We start from the raw sequence: 18,437 nt of genomic DNA on the forward strand, positions 1-18,437 counted from the left end.
AAATCAACCCCACAGAATTCTCTAAATGCGCCTTAACGTGCTAGTGTCGCGACCTTTTAAGCATTCCAGTAGCGGTCCGTCATGAACCACGCCCTCGCCCACCTCCAACCCTACCCCTTTGAGAAGTTGCGCGCCCTGCTGGGCAGCGTGCAGGCTCCAACCGACAAGAGCCCGATTGCCCTGTCGATCGGCGAGCCGAAACACCGCTCGCCGGAGTTTGTCGCTGAGGCATTGCGCACCAATCTCGACCAGCTTGCGGTCTACCCGACCACCCTGGGCATTCCGGCGCTGCGTGAAGCGATCGCCAACTGGTGTGGTCGCCGTTTCGGCCTGCCGGCCGGTGTACTTGAACCGGCGCGCCATGTGCTGCCGGTCAACGGTACCCGTGAGGCGCTATTCGCCTTTACCCAGGCCGTCGTCAAGCGTGACGCGAACGGTTTGGTGGTCAGCCCCAACCCCTTCTATCAGATCTATGAAGGCGCCGCTTTTCTTGCCGGCGCGCAGCCGCACTATCTGCCGTGTCTGGAAGAGCATGGTTTCAACCCGGATTTCGACGCGGTCAGTGACGAGATCTGGCAACGCTGCCAGATCCTCTTCCTCTGCTCGCCCGGCAACCCCACCGGCGCGCTGATTCCGCTGCCAACGCTGAAGAAGCTGATCGCCCTGGCCGACAAGTTCGACTTCGTCATCGCCGCCGACGAGTGCTACAGCGAGTTGTATTTCGATGAAACCACCCCGCCGGCCGGCCTGCTGACCGCCTGCGCCGAACTGGGTCGGCATGATTTCAAACGCTGCGTGGTGTTCCACAGCCTGTCCAAGCGCTCCAACCTGCCAGGCCTGCGCTCGGGCTTCGTCGCCGGCGACGCCGACATTCTGAAATCTTTCCTGCTGTACCGTACCTACCACGGCTGCGCCATGCCGGTGCAAACCCAGCTGGCCAGCGTCGCTGCCTGGAACGACGAAGTCCACGTCAAGGCCAATCGCGACCTGTATCGCGAGAAGTTCGATGCGGTCCTGGCGATTCTGGATGGCGTACTGGATGTACAGCGCCCGGATGGCGGTTTCTACCTGTGGGCGAAAACCCCGATAGACGATGAAACATTTACCCGCGAGCTGTTTGCCCGCGAGCATGTCACCGTAGTGCCCGGTTCCTACCTGTCGCGCGCAGTGGACGGCGACAACCCCGGTGCCGGCCGTGTGCGCATGGCCCTGGTCGCGCCACTGGCTGAATGCGTGACCGCTGCCGAACGTATCCGCGACTTTGTGAAGAGCCTCTGATGAGCAAGACCCTGTTTGGCATAAAAGCCTGTGACACCATGAAAAAAGCCCGCACCTGGCTCGACGAGCACGGGGTAAGCTACGCCTTTCATGATTACAAAGCCTGCGGCATAGACCGTGGCAACCTGGAGAAGTGGTGCAATGAGCATGGCTGGGAAACCATCCTGAACCGTGTAGGCACCACCTTCCGCAAGCTGGACGAGGCGCAGAAAAACGACCTCGACCAGCACAAGGCGATCGAACTGATGCTCGCCCAACCGTCGATGATCAAACGCCCGGTGCTGGATCTCGGCAACAAGACCCTGGTTGGCTTCAAAGCCGACCGTTATACCGCCGAACTGGTTTGAACCAGTCGGCTCACACGAATTTGCGGTAAGGAAAACAGCATGAGCACAACTCTCTTCAGCCTGGCTTTCGGCGTAGGCACCCAGAACCGTCAGGGCACCTGGCTGGAAGTTTTCTACGCCCAGCCACTGCTCAACCCGAGCAGCGAGCTGGTCGCCAAAGTGGTGGAAAAACTCGGCTACCAGGGTGGTAACCAGGCCATCGCCATCAGCAACAACCAGGCCGGTGACCTGGCCGAAGCGCTGAAAAATGTCGATGCCGCGCAATCGGCCCTGCTCACCCGCCTGGCCGAAAGCCAGAAGCCGCTGGTGGTCACTCTACTCGCCGAAGACGCCGCGCTGACCAGCACGCCTGAGGCCTACCTCAAGCTGCACCTGCTGTCGCACCGTCTGGTCAAGCCGCACGGTCTGAACCTCACCGGGATCTTCCCACTGCTGCCGAACGTGGCCTGGACCAGCCAGGGCGCCGTCGACCTTGGCGAACTGGCTGAGCGTCAGCTGGAAGCGCGCCTCAAAGGCGACCTGCTGGAAGTCTTCTCGGTGGACAAGTTCCCGAAAATGACCGACTACGTGGTGCCGGCTGGCGTGCGTATCGCTGATAGCGCACGTATCCGCCTGGGCGCCTACGTGGGCGAAGGCACCACCGTGATGCACGAAGGCTTCGTCAACTTCAACGCCGGCACCGCTGGCCCAGGCATGATCGAAGGCCGCGTGTCGGCGGGCGTATTCGTCGGCAAGGGCTCGGACCTGGGCGGCGGCTGCTCGACCATGGGCACCCTGTCCGGTGGCGGCAATATCGTGATCTCGGTCGGCGAAGGCTGCCTGATCGGCGCCAACGCCGGTATCGGCATTCCGCTGGGCGACCGCAACACTGTGGAGTCCGGCCTGTACATCACCGCCGGTACCAAGGTGGCGCTGCTTGATGCTGACAACCAGCTGGTCAAGGTACTCAAGGCCCGCGATTTGGCTGGCCAGCCAGACCTGCTGTTCCGCCGCAACTCGCAAACCGGCGCCGTGGAGTGCAAAACCCACAAGTCGGCCATTGAACTGAACGAAGCCCTGCACGCGCACAACTAAAAAGTTGGTTTAGCGCGGCTGCGCTCGCCCATACTGCGTTGCACTAAGGCTCGGACGCTCATTTACACCAGTAAACTCCGCGTCCTCGCCTTAGTGCGCCTTGTCTGGGCTTCGCTCGCAACGCGTTAAACCCAACTTTTAGTCGCCAGATAGACGCTGGAAAACCATGTCACTGATCTCCCCCTGGCGTACTGACTTCCCCGGCATTCTGGCCCTTGCGGCCGAAGGCCAGAGCTATCTGGACAGCGCCGCCACCGCGCAAAAGCCCAAGGCCATGCTCGATGCCTTGCTTGGCTATTACACCGGCGGCGCAGCCAATGTGCATCGCGCCCAGCACCTGCCGGGCGAGCGCGCCACCCGCCTCTTCGAAACCTCCCGGGAAAAGTCTGCACGCTGGCTAAATGCGCCCAACGCGCAGCAGATCGTCTTTACCCGTAGTGCCACCGAAGCGTTCAACCTGCTGGCCTATGGCTTGGAACAACGCTTTGAACCAGGTGATGAGATCGTTATCAGCGCACTGGAACACCACGCCAACCTGCTGCCCTGGCAACAACTGGCGCTGCGCCGTCAGCTCAAGCTGGTGGTACTGCCGCTGGATCAGCATGGGTTGATCGATCTAACCCAAGCGGCGCAGCTGATCGGGCCGCGCACCCGCTTGTTGGCGGTCAGCCAGCTGTCCAACGTGCTCGGTTGCTGGCAGCCGCTTGAGCCACTGCTCGCGCTGGCACAGGCGCAAGGCGCGCTGACCTTGGTCGATGGCACTCAGGGCGTAGTACATGGCCGCCAGGACGTTCAAGCGCTGGGTTGCGATTTCTATGTCTGCTCCAGCCACAAACTCTACGGCCCGGACGGCGTCGGCCTGCTCTATGGTCGCCCGCAGGCACTAGCGCAACTGACGCATTGGCAGCTTGGCGGCGAGATGCTGCTGCACACCGATTACCACAGCGCCAGCTTTCGCCCCACGCCACTGGGCTTTGAGGCCGGTACGCCACCGATTGCCTCGGTAATCGCCCTGGGCGCCAGCCTGGATTACCTGAGCAGTCTCGATGTCAGTGCCGTCAGCGCCCACGAGGCGGCCCTGCATGCCGAGCTGATCGCCGGACTGCAACAGCGTCAAGGCGTGCGCCTGCTTGGTACGCCCACCGTCGCCTTGGCCAGCTTTGTGGTCGACGGCGTGCACCATGCCGACCTGGCCCACCTGCTGACCGAACAGGGCATCGCCGTACGCGCCGGCCATCACTGCGCCATGCCGCTGTTGCAAGGCCTCGGCCTAAGCGGGGCGATTCGTGTGTCGCTGGGTTTGTATAACGACGGCAACGACCTGCAGCGCTTTTTCGACGCCCTGGATCAGGCCCTGGAGTTATTGCAATGAACCTGCCCGCCAGCGCTCAGACTGCGCTGCAAGCCTTTAGCACCTGCCCAGGCTGGGAGCAGCGCGCACGGCTGCTGATGCAATGGGGCGACCAGCTCACTCCGCTCAGCGATGCCGAACGCTGTGAAGCCAACCAGGTGCACGGCTGTGAAAGTCAGGTATGGCTGCTGGCCGAGCACGACGGCGTGCACTGGCAATTTCGCGCCAGCAGTGATGCTCGACTGTTGCGTGGCCTGCTCGCGCTGCTGCTGGCCAGAGTAAATGGCCTGCCGGCATCCGAACTGGCGCAGCTGGATCTGCCGGACTGGTTTAGCCAGCTTGGCCTCGCCCGCCACCTGTCACCTTCACGCAGCAATGGCCTGCAGGCCGTACTGGCGCGAATGCAGCACTTGCTTGATGCCAATGATCAGGGCGCGGCGCGCCACTGATCGGCATTGCCGGAATACAGGGCCTTTTGCAAACGCTGCAACTCACCACTCTGCGCCAGGCGGCGCAGGCCGGCATTGAATGTCTCGCGCAACTGATCGGCCTTGGCATCGCCTTTGCGAAACAGCAGGTGCAGCGGTTCGGTATTCAATACGCGTGGATGGTGGGTGATAAGCGCTCGCGCTTCAGGGTTAAACATCCGCCGCAGCATGGCGTAGCCCACCGCCCGGTCCTGCGGATGAAAATCCACCCGCCCCAGCTCAAGCAGGCGAAAACCGGTGTCTTCCTTGCCGCTTTGCTGAACCTTTAACGCCCCACTCTGCACCGCCGCATCAAACTGCGGGCCATAGGAATAGCCCAGAGTGGTGGCAATGCTGAAAGCCTTTAGGTCTTCGATACCCCTCCAGTTCAGCTGTTGACCGGTGCGCTGGAACAACACAATTTCGCCTTGCACCACGGGATCACTGCACTCACTGATGCGCCGCCGCGGGGCTGAGCAAGAGTACGGCATCACCGCATCCAGACCGCCCTGTTCGAGCATCAGCAGGTTGCGGTCCCAGGGGTAATAAACGAATTCGACCTGATAACCGGCCACCTTGAAAATATCGCGCACCAGCCGCGACAAGGCGCCGCCATCTTCGCGCTGCTGATCGACATAGGGCACCCAATCACCGGTACCGACTCGCACAACCGGTTGGGCATGGGCACTCAGGAAAGCAGAAAGCGCAGCAAACAACAGCGCAGATCGCGGTACATGACGTAATACATGACGCAGCAGGGACAACACAGCACACCTCAAAAGAGAACTACCAGCACATCCCTGCTGAACCTCGACCGCAACCGGTCATTCTTTACATATTAGCCAACATCATCATCTGCGGGCCGTCGCTCTGCCGGCCGCCGCGTACCGGCGACCAATTTATCGACGATGCGCGCAGCGGCGACCATGCCAAAAGTCGCAGTCACCATCATCACTGCGCCAAAACCACCGGCGCAGTCGAGCTTGACCCCATCACCGACAAAACCCTTGTACTGACATACCGTGCCATCGGGTTTTGGGTAGCGCAGCTGCTCGCTGGAGTAGACGCACGGCACGCTGTAGTTGCGCCCTGGTGTGCGTGAGAAGCCGTAATCGCGACGCAGGGTGGAACGCACCTTGGAAGCCAGTGGATCGTTCCAGGTCTTGTTCAGGTCGCCGACCTGGATCTGCGTCGGGTCGATCTGCCCGCCGGCGCCGCCGGTAGTAATCACCTGGATCTTGCGCCGCTTGCACCAGGAAATCAGCGCAGCCTTGGCATTGACGCTGTCGATGCAGTCGATCACTGCATCCAGGTGCTCAGTGATGTACTCGGCCATGGTCTCACGCGTCACGAAATCCGCCACCGCATGCACCACACAGGCCGGGTTGATCGCCCGAATACGCGCCGCCATCACCTCGACCTTGGGCTGACCGACCGTGCTGTCGAGCGCATGCAGTTGGCGGTTGCTGTTGCTGACGCAGACATCATCCAGATCAAACAAGGAAATCTCGCCCACACCGGAGCGCGCCAGTGCTTCGGCTGCCCAGGAACCCACTCCGCCAATACCGACCACCGCCACATGCGCAGCCGCCAGCCGCTCGGCTCCCTGGCGACCATACAGACGAGCGATCCCGGCAAAACGTTGTTCATCCACAGGCATTCTTCTCTCTCGCAAGCCACAAGCGGCGCGCATTATAGGTAGCCGACGAGCTGCACCCAAGCATTGTCTTGGTCTAGCCCTACCTAACCGATGAACAGTCATAGCACATCGCCATCAGCGGAACCTTCAAGGCCGACAATCGTCCCATCAATATGCCGGCCAGCCAGCTATACAGCCCAATGGCGGCGGCGTAGCATGCGCCACCCGACGCTCGTCGCTCTTTATTGCCCCTTCGCTGGACCTGCACACTATGCCTTCGCGTAAGTTTGGACTGAACCTGGTCATGTTCCTGGCAATTGCCGCTGTGTTTACCGGTATCTGGGCACTGTATAACCGCCCGATAACCGCACCAGATTGGCCTGAACAGATCTCCGGGTATTCATTTTCGCCCTTCCGCGCCGGGCAAAACCCGCAGCAGGACAGCTACCCCAGCGATGAACAGATGCGCGCCGACCTGGAACTGCTGAGCACCCAGACCGACAACATTCGCACCTACTCGGTAGACGGCCCACTGGGCAATATCCCCGAGCTGGCTGAAGAGTTCGGCCTGCGCGTGACCCTGGGCATCTGGATCAGTCCGGACCTTGCGCGCAACGAGCGGGAAATCGCCAAGGCCATCGAAATTGCCAACAACTCTCGCAGCGTGGTGCGCGTGGTGGTTGGTAACGAAGCCCTGTTCCGCACTGAAGTGACGCCAGAGAACCTGATTGCCTACATCGATCGTGTACGCGCGGCGGTCAAGGTGCCTGTAACCACCTCCGAACAGTGGCACATCTGGCAGGATCATCCAGAGCTGGCGCAGCACACCGACCTGATCGCCGCCCACGTGCTGCCGTACTGGGAGTTCGTGCCGATGGAGGACGCCACCAAGTTCGTCCTCGAGCGCGCCAAGGACCTGAAAAGACTCTTCCCGAAAAAACCCCTGCTGCTCTCCGAAGTCGGCTGGCCGAGCAACGGGCGCATGCGCGGCGGCGCCGATGCCTCCCAGGCGGACCAGGCCATCTACCTGCGCACCCTGGTCAATGCGCTGAACGCCAAGGGCTACAACTACTTCGTCATCGAAGCCTTCGACCAGCCGTGGAAGGCCAGCGATGAAGGCTCAGTGGGCGCCTATTGGGGCGTGTACAACCTCGAGCGCCAGGCCAAGTTCGCTTTCGAAGGCCCTGTGGTTGCGATTCCCCAGTGGCGTTTGCTGGCCATCGGCTCGGTGGTGCTGGCTCTGCTCAGCCTGGCGCTGATGCTGATCGACGGCAGCGCCCTGCGCCAGCGCGGCCGCACCTTCCTGACCATTGTCGCGTTCGCCGGCGGCTCGGCCCTGGTGTGGATCGGTTACGACTACAGCCAGCAATACAGCACCTGGTTCAGCACCCTGGTCGGTCTGTTACTGGGTATCGGCGCTTTCGGCGTATTTATCGTGCTGCTCACCGAAGCCCACGAACTGGCCGAAACCGCCTGGACCCGCGCGCGCCGCCGACCATTCCAACCCGTCGTCGCCGATACGGCCTACCGGCCCAAGGTGTCAGTCCACGTGCCCTGCTACAACGAGCCGCCAGAAATGGTCAAGCAGACCCTCGATGCCCTCGCAGCGCTGGACTACCCGGACTACGAAGTCCTGATCATCGACAACAACACCAAGGACCCGGCCGTGTGGGAGCCGGTAGAAGCCTACTGCAAGGTTCTCGGCCCACGCTTCCGCTTCTTCCACGTTTCGCCGATTGCCGGCTTCAAGGGCGGCGCGCTGAACTACATCCTGCCGCACACCGCGCCAGACGCCGAAGTGGTAGCGGTAATCGACGCCGACTACTGCGTCGACAAGAACTGGCTCAAGTACATGGTGCCGCACTTCAGTGACCCGCAGATCGCTGTGGTGCAGTCGCCGCAGGATTACCGCGACGGCAACGAAAACATCTTCAAGAAGCTCTGCTACGCCGAATATAAAGGTTTCTTCCATATCGGCATGGTCACCCGCAACGACCGCAACGCGATCATCCAGCATGGCACCATGACCATGATCCGCCGCACCGTGATGGACGAGTTAAAGTGGGCCGACTGGACCATCTGTGAAGATGCCGAGCTGGGCCTGCGGGTGTTCGAGAAAGGCTACTCCGCCGCCTATGCCAACCAGAGCTTCGGCCAGGGGCTGATGCCGGACACCTTTATCGACTACAAGAAGCAGCGCTTCCGCTGGGCCTACGGCGCCATTCAGATCATGAAGGGCCACGCGCGCAGCCTGTTCCTCGGCAAGAACTCCGAACTAAAAACCGGCCAGCGCTACCACTTCGTCGCAGGTTGGCTGCCATGGATCGCCGATGGCCTGAATATCTTCTTCACCGTCGGCGCGCTGCTCTGGTCGGCGGCGATGATCATCGTACCGCAACGGGTCGACCCGCCACTGATGATCTTCGCCATCCCGCCACTGGCGCTGTTCTTCTTCAAGCTGGGCAAGATCCTGTTCCTCTACCGCAAGGCCATGGGCGTCGATCTGGTGCGTTCATTCCAAGCGGCTCTGGCAGGCCTTGCGCTGTCGCACACGATTGCCAAGGCGGTGCTCTACGGCACCTTTACCAAGACCATTCCGTTCTTCCGCACACCGAAGATGGCCAGCAACCACGGCATCTTGGTGGCCCTGGCAGAGGCGCGTGAAGAAGTCTTTATCATGCTGCTGCTGTGGGGTTCGGCCATCGGCATCAGCGTCGTTCAGGGCCTGCCCAGCGCCGACGTAAAGTTCTGGGTGGCCATGCTCCTGGTGCAGTCGTTGCCCTACCTGGCAGCGCTGATCATGGCTCTGCTGTCGTCGTTGCCGGCGCCGCAGGCAAGCCCGCAGGAAACTGTCGCTGCCGGCTGATTAGAGGCGGGCTTGAATGCCAGACGGCGGCCAATGGCCGCCGTTTTGCTTTAAGATGGCGGCCTTTCCGCTTGATCCCGCCTTGGAGCCGCAATGACCGCCAACGCCACGCCCCTCTCTCCGACGCTGGAGCTTGCCTGCGAGCTGATTCGTCGCCCGTCCGTTACGCCGCTCGATGAAGGCTGCCAGGAACAGATGACGCGCCGCCTTGCCGCCTGCGGTTTCACCATCGAGCCGATGCGGATCGAGGAAGTGGACAACTTCTGGGCCAGCCACGGCAGCCAAGAGGGCCCCGTACTGTGCTTTGCCGGGCACACCGATGTGGTGCCCACCGGCCCAGTGCAGAACTGGCAGCACCAACCGTTCGATGCACTGATTGATGAAAACGGCATGCTCTGTGGCCGTGGCGCGGCGGACATGAAAGGCAGCTTGGCGTCGATGATCATCGCCGTTGAACGCTTTGTCGCCGAATACCCGGACCACAAAGGCCGTATCGCCTTTCTGATCACCAGTGATGAAGAAGGCCCGGCGCACCACGGTACCAAGGCTGTGGTTGAACGCCTGCGCGAACGTAACGAGCGCCTGGACTGGTGCATCGTCGGCGAACCATCGAGCACCACCCTGGTCGGCGACGTGGTGAAAAACGGCCGCCGCGGCTCGCTTGGCTGCACCCTCACCGTACGCGGCAAGCAAGGCCACGTGGCCTACCCGCACCTGGCTCGCAACCCGATTCACCTGGCCGCACCGGCCCTGGCCGAACTGGCCGCCGAGCACTGGGATGACGGCAACGCCTTCTTCCCGCCCACCAGCTTCCAGATCTCTAACCTCAACGCCGGCACCGGCGCGACCAACGTGATTCCGGGTGAACTGAAGGCCATCTTCAACTTCCGCTTCTCTACCGAATCGACGGTCGAGGGGCTGCAGCAGCGTGTTGAGGCCATCCTCAACAAGCACGGCCTGGATTTCGAGCTGGACTGGGCGCTCTCCGGCCTGCCCTTCCTCACCGAGCCGGGTGCATTGCTCGACGCCGTAGCGGCCAGCATCAAGGCGGTCACCGGCCGCGACACCAAGCCATCGACCAGCGGCGGCACCTCCGACGGGCGCTTTATCGCCACTCTTGGCACCCAGGTGGTCGAACTCGGCCCGGTCAACGCCACCATCCACCAGGTCGACGAGCGTGTACTGGCCAGTGATCTAGATGTGTTGACTGAGATCTACTATCAAACCCTGGTCAATCTGCTCGCATGAGTCTGATCTGCCCGATCTGCCAGGCGCCACTGCAGACGCTCGACAACGGCGTCGCCTGCCCGGCCAACCACCGCTTCGACCGTGCGCGCCAGGGTTACCTGAACCTGTTGCCGGTGCAACACAAGAACAGCCGCGACCCGGGCGACAACGCCGCCATGGTCGAAGCCCGGCGACGCTTTCTCGAAGGCGGCCATTACGCGCCGCTGGCCAAACGCCTGGCCGAACTGGCAGCCGGTTATAGCCCGGCGCGCTGGCTGGATATTGGTTGCGGTGAGGGTTACTACACTGCGCAGATCGCCGACGCCCTGCCGCAGGCCGACGGCTACGCCCTGGACATCTCACGTGAAGCAGTCAAACGCGCCTGCAAACGTGCGCCCCAGCTCAACTGGCTGGTGGCGAGCATGGCTCGCGTGCCGCTGAGTGACGCCAGCTGCCAACTGCTGGCCAGCGTCTTCAGCCCACTCGACTGGCAGGAAGCCAAGCGCCTGCTCGCCCCCGGTGGCGGCCTGCTGCGCATGGGCCCGACCCGTGAGCATCTAATGGAGTTACGGCAGAAGCTGTATGACGAAGTGCGTGACTACGATGATCAGAAGCATCTGGAGCTGATCCCCGAGGGCATGCGCCTGGCCCACAGCGAAACCCTCACGTTCAATCTGCATCTGTCCAGCAGCGAAGCCCGTGCCGACCTGCTGGCCATGACCCCACACGGCTGGCGTGCCAGTGCCGAACGCCGCGCGGCGGTGATCGTCGAACCCTGCGACGTGACTGTCGCCATCCGCTACGACTGGATCGAGAGACTATGACCATGCGCCAACCGGATATCGAGATTTACCTGAAAGATGCCGACCACGCCGCCATCGGCGAGTGGCTGAGCAACGCGCTGGGCAGCTGCACGCCCTGGCAGCAGAAAGGCCAGACCTTCAAGTGCATGGCCGGTGATGTGCCCGTCACCTGGCTGCCCAAGGCAGTCGGCAAATGGCACAGCCTGTTCCTGGAAAGTGACGCCACGCCCTGGGCCGACGACATGGCCTGCGCCCAGGCCGCCTTCGCCGCACTGAATGTCGAAGTGCGCTGCGCGCCGGGCGGCTGGCAGGAAGAAGAAAGCGACGAACAAGCCGACCGTTGGATGCGCATCAGCGCCGATGGCGTCGAAGAAATCACCTGGCGCACCGGCTGACCGAGCGGTTTTCAAACAAGCACAAAAAACCCCGCCTAGGCGGGGTTTTGTTTAACCGGACGTTTACTTCTTGCCCAGTTTCTTCAGCTCTTCGTCACGCAGTTCGCGGCGCAGGATCTTGCCGACGTTGGTGGTCGGCAGTACATCGCGGAACTCTACGGCTTTCGGCACCTTGTAACCGGTGACGTTGGCGCGCATGTGCTCCATGACCTGCTCTTTGGTCAGGGTTTCACCCGGTTTGACCACCACGAAGATCTTGATCGCTTCGCCCGATTTCTCGTCCGGCACACCGATGGCCGCGCACTGCAGCACGCCTGGCAGCGTGGCCAGCACATCTTCCAGCTCGTTCGGGTAGACGTTGAAACCGGACACCAGAATCATGTCCTTCTTGCGGTCGACGATACGCATGTAACCGTCTTCCTGAATCACCGCGATATCGCCGGTCTTCAACCAGCCCTCGGCGTCGAGGATTTCGTCGGTGGCTTCCTGGCGCTGCCAGTAGCCCTTCATCACCTGCGGGCCTTTTACGCACAGCTCGCCAATCGAACCCAGTGGCTGCTCGACGCCTTCGTCGTCGATTACCTTACAAACGGTCGACGGCACCGGAATACCGATGGTGCCGATCTGGATATTGCTGAACGGGTTGACCGAAGCCACCGGGCTGGTTTCGGTCATGCCGAAGCCTTCGCAGATCGAGCAACCAGTCACCTGCTTCCAACGCTCGGCGGTCGCCAGTTGCAGCGCCATGCCGCCGGAGAAGGTGGCCTTCAGGGTGGAGAAGTCCAGCTTGCGGAAATCTTCGTTGTTGCACAGGGCAACGAACAGGGTGTTGAGGCCGACAAAACCAGTGAACTTGTACTTGGCCAGGTCCTTGGTCATAGCTGGCAGATCACGCGGATTGGTGATCAGCACGTTGTGCCCACCAATCAGCATCATCGCCATGCAATGAAAGGTGAAGGCGTAGATGTGGTACAGCGGCAATGGCGCGATCAGCACTTCGCTGCCTTCGCTCATTTCCGAGCCCATCAGTGCCTTGACCTGCAGCATGTTGGCGATCAGGTTGCGATGGGTGAGCATCGCGCCCTTGGCCACGCCGGTGGTGCCGCCGGTGTATTGCAGCACGGCGATATCGCCATTGCTCGGCGCGGCATCCTTGGGTGCCTGGCCACGGCCTTTGGCCATGGCCGCAGTGAATTTAACGGCTTGCGGCAAGTTGTAAGCCGGCACCATCTTCTTCACATGCTTGACCACGCTGTTGACCAGCAGGCGCTTGAGCGGCGAAAGCATGTCACCGACTTCGGTGATGATGACCGTCTTGATCCCGGTTTTCGGCAGTACCTGCTCGGCCAGATGGGCCATGTTGGCCAGGCTGACCAGGGCCTTGGCACCGGAATCGTTGAATTGGTGTTCCATTTCCCGCGCGGTATACAGCGGGTTGGTGTTTACCACCACCAGACCGGCGCGCAGAGCACCGAAGACCACAATCGGGTACTGCAGCACGTTGGGCAGTTGCACGGCGATACGGTCGCCGGGCTGCAGATCGGTGTTCTGCTGCAAGTAGGCGGCAAAGATGCCGGACAACTCGTACAGCTCACCGTAGGTAATGGTTTTACCCATATTGCTGAAAGCTGGCTTGTCGGCGAAGCGTTGGCAGGACTCTTTCAGTACCGCCTGGATGTTCGGGTACTGGTCAGGATTGATTTCGGCAGCAATCCCAACGGGATACTTATCCTTCCAAAAGTTTTCGGTCATGGAAGCCCACTCCTCAGCAACAGCTTGATCTTCACCGCGCGTAGACGGTTGTTTATTGTAGATTTACGTGTTTTCTGCGACTTGAACGGCAAAAAAATTGCCGTGAGCAATTTTTGACGTCATACAGCGACGGCCCAAAAGGCGGATCACTATGGATGGTGGATCACAAAAAAGCCGCCCGAGAGTAGCAGCTTTGCCAAACAGCGACTAGCACCAATAAGCGCCTCAGCAGTCACAAAAGTGACCACGACTTAACAATCAGTCACTTTCATAATTTCGCTGAAACCGGCGGACTATAGCCGTTGCGCAGTGACGGAAGGGATTTCAGCGCACCCGCCATTGCCACTGCGGTATGCGCTGAAACAGTCACGGCCTTGAAACGATCAAGCGATATCGCGCAGCTCGCGACGGAGAATCTTGCCGACCGGGGTCATCGGCAGCGAATCACGGAAAACGATCTGCTTGGGCACCTTGTAGCCGGTGAAGTTTTCCTTGCAGTAGGCCTTCAGTTCATCGGCATTGAGGCTGCTGTCGCGAGCCACCACAAACAGTTTGACCACTTCCCCAGACTTCTCGTCCGGCACACCGATGGCCGCGCAACTGGCGACTTTCGGGTGAGCCATGACCACATCTTCGATTTCGTTGGGGTACACGTTGAAGCCCGAGACGATGATCATGTCCTTCTTGCGATCGACGATGCGCACGAAGCCATCCGGATCGATCACCGCCACATCACCACTCTTGAACCAGCCCTCGGCGTCCAGCACCTCGGCGGTAGCCTCTTCACGGTTCCAATAGCCCTTCATTACCTGCGGGCCCTTGATGCACAGCTCGCCACGCTCGCCCAGCGGTTGTTCAACACCATCATCATCAATGACCTTGAACGCCGTACCCGGCACCGGAATGCCCACCGTGCCCAGACGCGCTTTATCGCCATAAGGGTTGGTACTGGCCACTGGCGAGGTTTCGGTCAGGCCATAACCTTCGACTACGGTGCAACCGGTCATCGCCTGCCAGCGCTCGGCGGTGGCCTTGACCAAAGCGGTGCCGCCGGAGTTGGTGACCTTGAGTTTGGAGAAGTCGAGGTTTTTGAACTCGGGGTTATCCATCAGCGCGACGAACAGGGTATTGAGGCCCAGCAAGGCAGAGAACTGCCACTTGCCCAGCTCCTTGACGAAGCCTGGGATGTCACGCGGGTTGGTGATCAGCACGTTGTGGTTGCCGTTAACCATCATGCACATGCAGTTCGCGGTGAAGGCATAGATATGGTAGAGCGGCAGCGGCGCAATCATGATTTCCTGGCCCTGCTTCATCAGCGGGGTGCCATCGTTGCCCAGCTGCGACAGACAGGCATCGACTTGCAGCATATTGGCCACCAGGTTGCCGTGGGTAAGCATCGCGCCCTTGGCCACACCGGTGGTGCCGCCGGTGTATTGCAGCACGGCGATGTCTTCCTGGCCGACCTTGACCGGCTTCAGCGCATGGCCCTGGCCCTGCTTGAGTGCATCCTTGAAGCCCACCGCCTGCGGCAGGTGGTAGTCAGGAACCATCTTCTTGACCTTCTTCACCACAGTGTTGACCAACCAGCCCTTGAGGCTTGGCAGCAGGTCACCCATCTTGGCCTCGATCAGATAATCGATCTCGGTATCCGGCAGTACATCCTGCACCAGCTTGCCGAACATGTTCAGGTACACCAGCGCACGCACGCCGGCATCCTTGAACTGGTGACGCATCTCGCGGGCGGTGTACAACGGGTTGGTGTTGACCACAATCAGCCCGGCACGCATCGCGCCGAACACGGCAATCGGGTACTGCAGCACGTTGGGCATCTGCACGGCGATGCGCTCGCCCGGCTGTAGATCGGTGTGCTTTTGCAGGTAGGCGGCAAAGGCCGCCGAGAGCCGATCAAGCTCGGCATAGGTCAGGGTTACACCCAGGTTACTGAAAGCGGGCCGGTCTGCGAACTTCTTGCACGAGCGCTCGAACACCTCGATAACCGACTTGTAAGCCCCCAGGTCGATGTCAGTGGGTACGCCGGCCGGGCGTTTGTCGCTCCAGAAATCAGGCTGCATTATTTTTATCCTCTTGCCCTGAGATGGTCTGATCCGCGCTGCGGAGTTGGCTGGACGTTAACAGCTAACGCCATACAGGCAAATAGCCGGGCAGCGTCATTGACGCACTGAATCTTGCTGCTCCGTGTGGAACTATCCTGCCGCGCCACCTATAACCAATCTGCCCCCTGCACTTGCGACTCACCATGCCTATCATTCTGTTCGCTGTAATCCTGCTGTTTCTCTTTGCGCAATTCGCGCAGGCCCAGCCGCAACTGCGTATGGCCACCCTGGAATACCCTCCTTACAGCTCTGAACAGCTGCCCAATGGCGGCAGCATCGTCGCCCTGACCCGCCGCGCCTTTGCCGTGCGCGGCTACCCGGTGCAGATTGATTTTCTGCCCTGGGCGCGGGTACGCATGGAGCTGAGTAATGGCAACTACCAGGGCGCCCTGGCGCTGTGGCCCAAGGAAGTGAAAGAAGAAGGCCTGCAGCCCTCGCGCCCGCTGTTTTATAGCGAACTGGGCCTGTTTATTCGCAACGGCTATCCGCTGCAGTTCAGCCAGCTGCAGGAGTTACGCGGGCGCACTCTGGGCATCGTGCGTGGCTACGGCTACCCGCAGCATATTCTCGATGCCGGGCTGACCCTCGAAGACGCCGTGGACGACATCAGCAACCTGCGCAAGCTCAATGCCCGGCGTTTCGACATGGTGCTACTGGAGCGTATCGTCGGTAATCACCTGATCGCCAACGATGAGCAGCTGCGCGGCAAGCTCAGCTGGCACGGCAATGTGCTGGAGCGCATCCCGCTGCTGGTTGGCTTTGTTCCCGCAAAGCCCGGCGAGCTGGACTGGAGTGTCGTGTTTGAACAGGGCCTGCGCGATCTGCACAGCAGCGGCGAATATATGCAGATATTGCGCAGCCATAACCCTTGACCTCGCACGGACTTTGCGCCGCGCCGCGCGGGGTGCACAATGCGCAGCTTCTGCAGGCTTAAGGGATTCGCCATGCTCCACCAAGCGTTCTGGCTTAACAGCACCGATGCAGCGCCCCTATTTGTCAACCGCTGGTATGCCGAGCAGCCGCCAAAAGCGCTGCTGATGGTCGCCCACGGTATGGCCGAACACAGCGGGCGTTATGCACGCCTGGCCGAAGCACTGGTGGCGGAGGGTTTCGAGGTCTACGCGCACGACCAACGCGGGCATGGCAAAACCGCCGAGCACGGCCTGCTCGGCCACTATGCCGACAGCAAGGGCTGGGAGCTGGTGGTCAATGACCTGGCCAACCTCAACCACCATATGCGCCAGACTCACCCGCAAACGCCGATTTTCCTGCTCGGCCACAGCATGGGCAGCTACATCGGCCAGGCCTACCTGATGCAACACAGCTGCAGTCTGCAGGGCGCAATTCTTTCCGGTTCCAACTATCAGCCCGTGGCGCTGTACCGCGCCGGCCAGTTGCTAGCGCGTTTCGAACGCTGGCGGCAAGGCCCGCAGGCTTACAGCGCCCTGCTCGAATTCGCTTCATTCGGCTCATTTAACAAAGCCTTCAAGCCCAACCGCACCGCTTTCGACTGGCTGAGCCGCGACCCACAGGAAGTCGACAAGTACATCAACGATCCACTGTGCGGCTTCCGCTGCAGCAATCAGCTGTGGGTCGACCTGCTCGGCGGGCTGCAACAGATCACCCCGCTGGAAAATCTTGCACAGATCGACAGCAGCCTGCCGCTGCTGGTGATTGGCGGCGCCTGTGACCCGGTCAGCGACGGCCGTCGTCAGCAGGACCTGGGCAATGCTCTGAGCGCCGCCGGCAACCAGCACGTACAGGTCAAACTCTATCCCGACGCGCGTCATGAGCTGCTCAACGAGAGCAACCGCGACGAAGTCACCGCCTACATCATCGACTGGTTGCAACAGGCCCTCAGCCAACCGCGCCAGTGCCACCAACAGAGCCAAGAGAGTCACCCATGACCCAGAGCAGCAACACGCCCTACGACGCCCTCGAAGTCGGCCAGACCGCCAGCTACAGCAAGACCGTCAGCGAACGCGATATCCAGCTGTTTGCCGAAGTCTCCGGCGACCACAACCCGGTGCACCTGGATGCCGAATACGCCGCCACCACCATGTTCAAGGAGCGTATCGCCCACGGCATGTTCAGCGGTGCATTGATCAGCGCCGCCGTGGCCTGCGAACTGCCTGGCCCAGGCACCATCTACATCGGCCAGAGCATGCGCTTCACCGCGCCGGTGAAACTCGGTGACACCCTCACCGTGCGCCTGGAAATCCTGGAGAAACTGCCAAAATTCCGCGTGCGTGTAGCCACCCGCGTGTTCAACCAGAACGATGAGCTGGTGGTCGATGGCGAAGCGGAAATTCTCGCCCCACGCAAGGCGCAGACTGTTGAGCTGACTCAGCTGCCGCCTATCACCATCGGCTAACAACCTGCTGCGGATCGGCTGCGCGAGACGGCGCAGCAACAACCTGATCCGCTTCTAAGCTGTAAGCCCACGAGCACCGCCACAGCTGAGACGGTGCTCAGCCCTTCTACTTATCCGCGCCCAAGGCACTCTGCATCGGCGTTTCTGGAGATATCCATGTCCCTGTCCATGTACCAAGCATCCATCCCGGTCTTCACCCGCCAGCTGAACAACCTCTCGACCATCCTCGGCCTCGCCGCCACCCACGCCGAAGAGAAGAAGATCGAGCAGAGCGTATTTCTCAACGCGCGCCTGGCCCCCGATATGTTCCCACTGAGCCGCCAGGTGCAGATCGCCTGTGACGGCGCCAAGGCCGGCGCGGCTCTGCTGGCGGGTGTCGACGCACCGAGCCATGCCGACGATGAAACCAGCTTTGCCGAGCTGCAGGCACGTATCAGCAAGACCCTGGAATTCCTGCACAGCCTCGACGCTGCGCAGATCGACGGCAGCGAAGCGCGCACCGTAGTCCTCAAGCGTCGCGACAAGGAGACCCAGTTCCAGGGCCAGGCCTTCCTGCTCGACCACGTCATGCCGAACTTCTATTTCCACTACACCACCGCCTACGCCATCCTGCGCCACAACGGTGTCAACCTCGGCAAGCGCGACTTCCTCGGCACGCGCTAGCCCGTTAGCCCAGCGGACACATGAATTGTCCGCTGGGCTTGCTATCCCCCCTCCACACACACCGAAGGCCGTTACAAAATCGCTTTT

General features: G+C 61.1%; 17 protein-coding genes. 13 read left to right on the plus strand and 4 right to left on the minus strand.

Annotated features, from left to right (window positions below; all coding sequences use genetic code 11):
* Positions 1 to 81: 81 nt before the first annotated feature.
* The 5 genes from dapC (at position 82) to ACIN8IBEIGE_RS17055 (ending at position 4,499) form a co-directional block, all read left to right on the plus strand.
* Positions 82 to 1,278, plus strand: coding sequence for a succinyldiaminopimelate transaminase (gene dapC / locus ACIN8IBEIGE_RS17035; RefSeq protein WP_160015698.1), 1,197 nt, complete (start codon positions 82 to 84; stop codon positions 1,276 to 1,278).
* The gene (locus ACIN8IBEIGE_RS17040) at positions 1,278 to 1,625 is read left to right on the plus strand and encodes an ArsC family reductase (protein ID WP_160015699.1); all 348 of its coding nucleotides are present in this window, start codon (positions 1,278 to 1,280) and stop codon (positions 1,623 to 1,625) included. Before dapC ends, ACIN8IBEIGE_RS17040 begins: the two co-directional genes overlap by 1 nt.
* Positions 1,626 to 1,664: 39 nt before the next feature.
* Positions 1,665 to 2,699, plus strand: coding sequence for a 2,3,4,5-tetrahydropyridine-2,6-dicarboxylate N-succinyltransferase (dapD, locus tag ACIN8IBEIGE_RS17045; protein WP_160015700.1), 1,035 nt, complete (start codon positions 1,665 to 1,667; stop codon positions 2,697 to 2,699).
* 166 nt (positions 2,700 to 2,865) lie between these two features.
* Positions 2,866 to 4,071, plus strand: a complete 1,206-nt coding sequence (locus ACIN8IBEIGE_RS17050; protein ID WP_160015701.1) for an aminotransferase class V-fold PLP-dependent enzyme — start codon at positions 2,866 to 2,868, stop codon at positions 4,069 to 4,071.
* Positions 4,068 to 4,499 (plus strand): SufE family protein, encoded by a 432-nt coding sequence (locus ACIN8IBEIGE_RS17055; protein ID WP_160015702.1) that lies wholly within the window; start codon positions 4,068 to 4,070, stop codon positions 4,497 to 4,499. The genes ACIN8IBEIGE_RS17050 and ACIN8IBEIGE_RS17055 overlap by 4 nt, the downstream gene beginning before the upstream one ends.
* Here ACIN8IBEIGE_RS17055 and ACIN8IBEIGE_RS17060 read toward each other — a convergent pair.
* Both ACIN8IBEIGE_RS17060 and tcdA read right to left on the minus strand, forming a co-directional pair.
* Positions 4,478 to 5,281 (minus strand): substrate-binding periplasmic protein, encoded by an 804-nt coding sequence (locus tag ACIN8IBEIGE_RS17060; RefSeq protein WP_372239995.1) that lies wholly within the window; start codon positions 5,279 to 5,281, stop codon positions 4,478 to 4,480. The genes ACIN8IBEIGE_RS17055 and ACIN8IBEIGE_RS17060 overlap by 22 nt on opposite strands.
* A 74-nt stretch (positions 5,282 to 5,355) precedes the next feature.
* Entirely contained in the window at positions 5,356 to 6,177 is an 822-nt protein-coding gene (tcdA, locus tag ACIN8IBEIGE_RS17065; RefSeq protein ID WP_160015703.1) for a tRNA cyclic N6-threonylcarbamoyladenosine(37) synthase TcdA, read from the minus strand.
* 250 nt (positions 6,178 to 6,427) lie between these two features.
* On the opposite strand from tcdA, the gene ACIN8IBEIGE_RS17070 reads away from it, so the two are divergent.
* The 4 genes from ACIN8IBEIGE_RS17070 to ACIN8IBEIGE_RS17085 all read left to right on the plus strand — a co-directional run bounded on the left by ACIN8IBEIGE_RS17070 (position 6,428) and on the right by ACIN8IBEIGE_RS17085 (position 11,447).
* Positions 6,428 to 9,022: a glycosyltransferase gene (locus ACIN8IBEIGE_RS17070; RefSeq protein WP_160015704.1), complete on the plus strand. Its 2,595-nt coding sequence runs from the start codon at positions 6,428 to 6,430 to the stop codon at positions 9,020 to 9,022.
* Between the two features lie 93 nt (positions 9,023 to 9,115).
* The gene (gene dapE / locus ACIN8IBEIGE_RS17075) at positions 9,116 to 10,270 is read left to right on the plus strand and encodes a succinyl-diaminopimelate desuccinylase (protein WP_160015705.1); all 1,155 of its coding nucleotides are present in this window, start codon (positions 9,116 to 9,118) and stop codon (positions 10,268 to 10,270) included.
* A complete protein-coding gene (locus tag ACIN8IBEIGE_RS17080; RefSeq protein WP_160015706.1) occupies positions 10,267 to 11,073 on the plus strand; it encodes a putative RNA methyltransferase in 807 nt (268 codons plus the stop codon). Before dapE ends, ACIN8IBEIGE_RS17080 begins: the two co-directional genes overlap by 4 nt.
* A 2-nt stretch (positions 11,074 to 11,075) precedes the next feature.
* Positions 11,076 to 11,447 (plus strand): hypothetical protein, encoded by a 372-nt coding sequence (locus ACIN8IBEIGE_RS17085; RefSeq protein WP_160016414.1) that lies wholly within the window; start codon positions 11,076 to 11,078, stop codon positions 11,445 to 11,447.
* A 63-nt stretch (positions 11,448 to 11,510) separates the two neighbouring features.
* Here the strand turns inward: ACIN8IBEIGE_RS17085 and fadD1 are convergent, their stop codons facing one another.
* Entirely contained in the window at positions 11,511 to 13,199 is a 1,689-nt protein-coding gene (fadD1, locus tag ACIN8IBEIGE_RS17090; RefSeq protein ID WP_160015707.1) for a long-chain-fatty-acid--CoA ligase FadD1, read from the minus strand.
* Between the two features lie 383 nt (positions 13,200 to 13,582).
* Positions 13,583 to 15,271, minus strand: a complete 1,689-nt coding sequence (gene fadD2, locus ACIN8IBEIGE_RS17095) for a long-chain-fatty-acid--CoA ligase FadD2 (RefSeq protein WP_160015708.1) — start codon at positions 15,269 to 15,271, stop codon at positions 13,583 to 13,585.
* A 185-nt stretch (positions 15,272 to 15,456) separates the two neighbouring features.
* On the opposite strand from fadD2, the gene ACIN8IBEIGE_RS17100 reads away from it, so the two are divergent.
* The 4 genes from ACIN8IBEIGE_RS17100 to ACIN8IBEIGE_RS17115 all read left to right on the plus strand — a co-directional run bounded on the left by ACIN8IBEIGE_RS17100 (position 15,457) and on the right by ACIN8IBEIGE_RS17115 (position 18,350).
* Positions 15,457 to 16,185, plus strand: coding sequence for an ABC transporter substrate-binding protein (locus ACIN8IBEIGE_RS17100; RefSeq protein WP_160015709.1), 729 nt, complete (start codon positions 15,457 to 15,459; stop codon positions 16,183 to 16,185).
* A gap of 72 nt (positions 16,186 to 16,257) precedes the next feature.
* The gene (locus ACIN8IBEIGE_RS17105; RefSeq protein WP_160015710.1) at positions 16,258 to 17,220 is read left to right on the plus strand and encodes an alpha/beta hydrolase; all 963 of its coding nucleotides are present in this window, start codon (positions 16,258 to 16,260) and stop codon (positions 17,218 to 17,220) included.
* Positions 17,217 to 17,687: a MaoC family dehydratase gene (locus tag ACIN8IBEIGE_RS17110; protein WP_090248421.1), complete on the plus strand. Its 471-nt coding sequence runs from the start codon at positions 17,217 to 17,219 to the stop codon at positions 17,685 to 17,687. Before ACIN8IBEIGE_RS17105 ends, ACIN8IBEIGE_RS17110 begins: the two co-directional genes overlap by 4 nt.
* Before the next feature lie 156 nt (positions 17,688 to 17,843).
* Entirely contained in the window at positions 17,844 to 18,350 is a 507-nt protein-coding gene (locus ACIN8IBEIGE_RS17115; protein ID WP_160015711.1) for a DUF1993 family protein, read from the plus strand.
* Positions 18,351 to 18,437: the final 87 nt, after the last annotated feature.

It is taken from the genome of Pseudomonas sp. 8BK (genome assembly GCF_902506475.1).
Classification (GTDB): domain Bacteria; phylum Pseudomonadota; class Gammaproteobacteria; order Pseudomonadales; family Pseudomonadaceae; genus Aquipseudomonas; species Aquipseudomonas anguilliseptica.

Bases quoted from the DNA above. Each gene is read 5' to 3' on its own strand.
- ACIN8IBEIGE_RS17100 (WP_160015709.1), top strand. From the start codon at position 15,457: ATGCCTATCATTCTGTTCGCTGTAATCCTGCTGTTTCTCTTTGCGCAA.
- dapE (WP_160015705.1), top strand. From the start codon at position 9,116: ATGACCGCCAACGCCACGCCCCTCTCTCCGACGCTGGAGCTTGCCTGC.
- dapC (WP_160015698.1), top strand. From the start codon at position 82: ATGAACCACGCCCTCGCCCACCTCCAACCCTACCCCTTTGAGAAGTTG.
- ACIN8IBEIGE_RS17040 (WP_160015699.1), top strand. From the start codon at position 1,278: ATGAGCAAGACCCTGTTTGGCATAAAAGCCTGTGACACCATGAAAAAA.
- fadD2 (WP_160015708.1), bottom strand. From the start codon at position 15,271: ATGCAGCCTGATTTCTGGAGCGACAAACGCCCGGCCGGCGTACCCACT.
- fadD1 (WP_160015707.1), bottom strand. From the start codon at position 13,199: ATGACCGAAAACTTTTGGAAGGATAAGTATCCCGTTGGGATTGCTGCC.
- ACIN8IBEIGE_RS17080 (WP_160015706.1), top strand. From the start codon at position 10,267: ATGAGTCTGATCTGCCCGATCTGCCAGGCGCCACTGCAGACGCTCGAC.
- dapD (WP_160015700.1), top strand. From the start codon at position 1,665: ATGAGCACAACTCTCTTCAGCCTGGCTTTCGGCGTAGGCACCCAGAAC.
- ACIN8IBEIGE_RS17085 (WP_160016414.1), top strand. From the start codon at position 11,076: ATGCGCCAACCGGATATCGAGATTTACCTGAAAGATGCCGACCACGCC.
- ACIN8IBEIGE_RS17055 (WP_160015702.1), top strand. From the start codon at position 4,068: ATGAACCTGCCCGCCAGCGCTCAGACTGCGCTGCAAGCCTTTAGCACC.
- ACIN8IBEIGE_RS17110 (WP_090248421.1), top strand. From the start codon at position 17,217: ATGACCCAGAGCAGCAACACGCCCTACGACGCCCTCGAAGTCGGCCAG.
- ACIN8IBEIGE_RS17105 (WP_160015710.1), top strand. From the start codon at position 16,258: ATGCTCCACCAAGCGTTCTGGCTTAACAGCACCGATGCAGCGCCCCTA.
- ACIN8IBEIGE_RS17070 (WP_160015704.1), top strand. From the start codon at position 6,428: ATGCCTTCGCGTAAGTTTGGACTGAACCTGGTCATGTTCCTGGCAATT.
- ACIN8IBEIGE_RS17050 (WP_160015701.1), top strand. From the start codon at position 2,866: ATGTCACTGATCTCCCCCTGGCGTACTGACTTCCCCGGCATTCTGGCC.
- ACIN8IBEIGE_RS17115 (WP_160015711.1), top strand. From the start codon at position 17,844: ATGTCCCTGTCCATGTACCAAGCATCCATCCCGGTCTTCACCCGCCAG.
- tcdA (WP_160015703.1), bottom strand. From the start codon at position 6,177: ATGCCTGTGGATGAACAACGTTTTGCCGGGATCGCTCGTCTGTATGGT.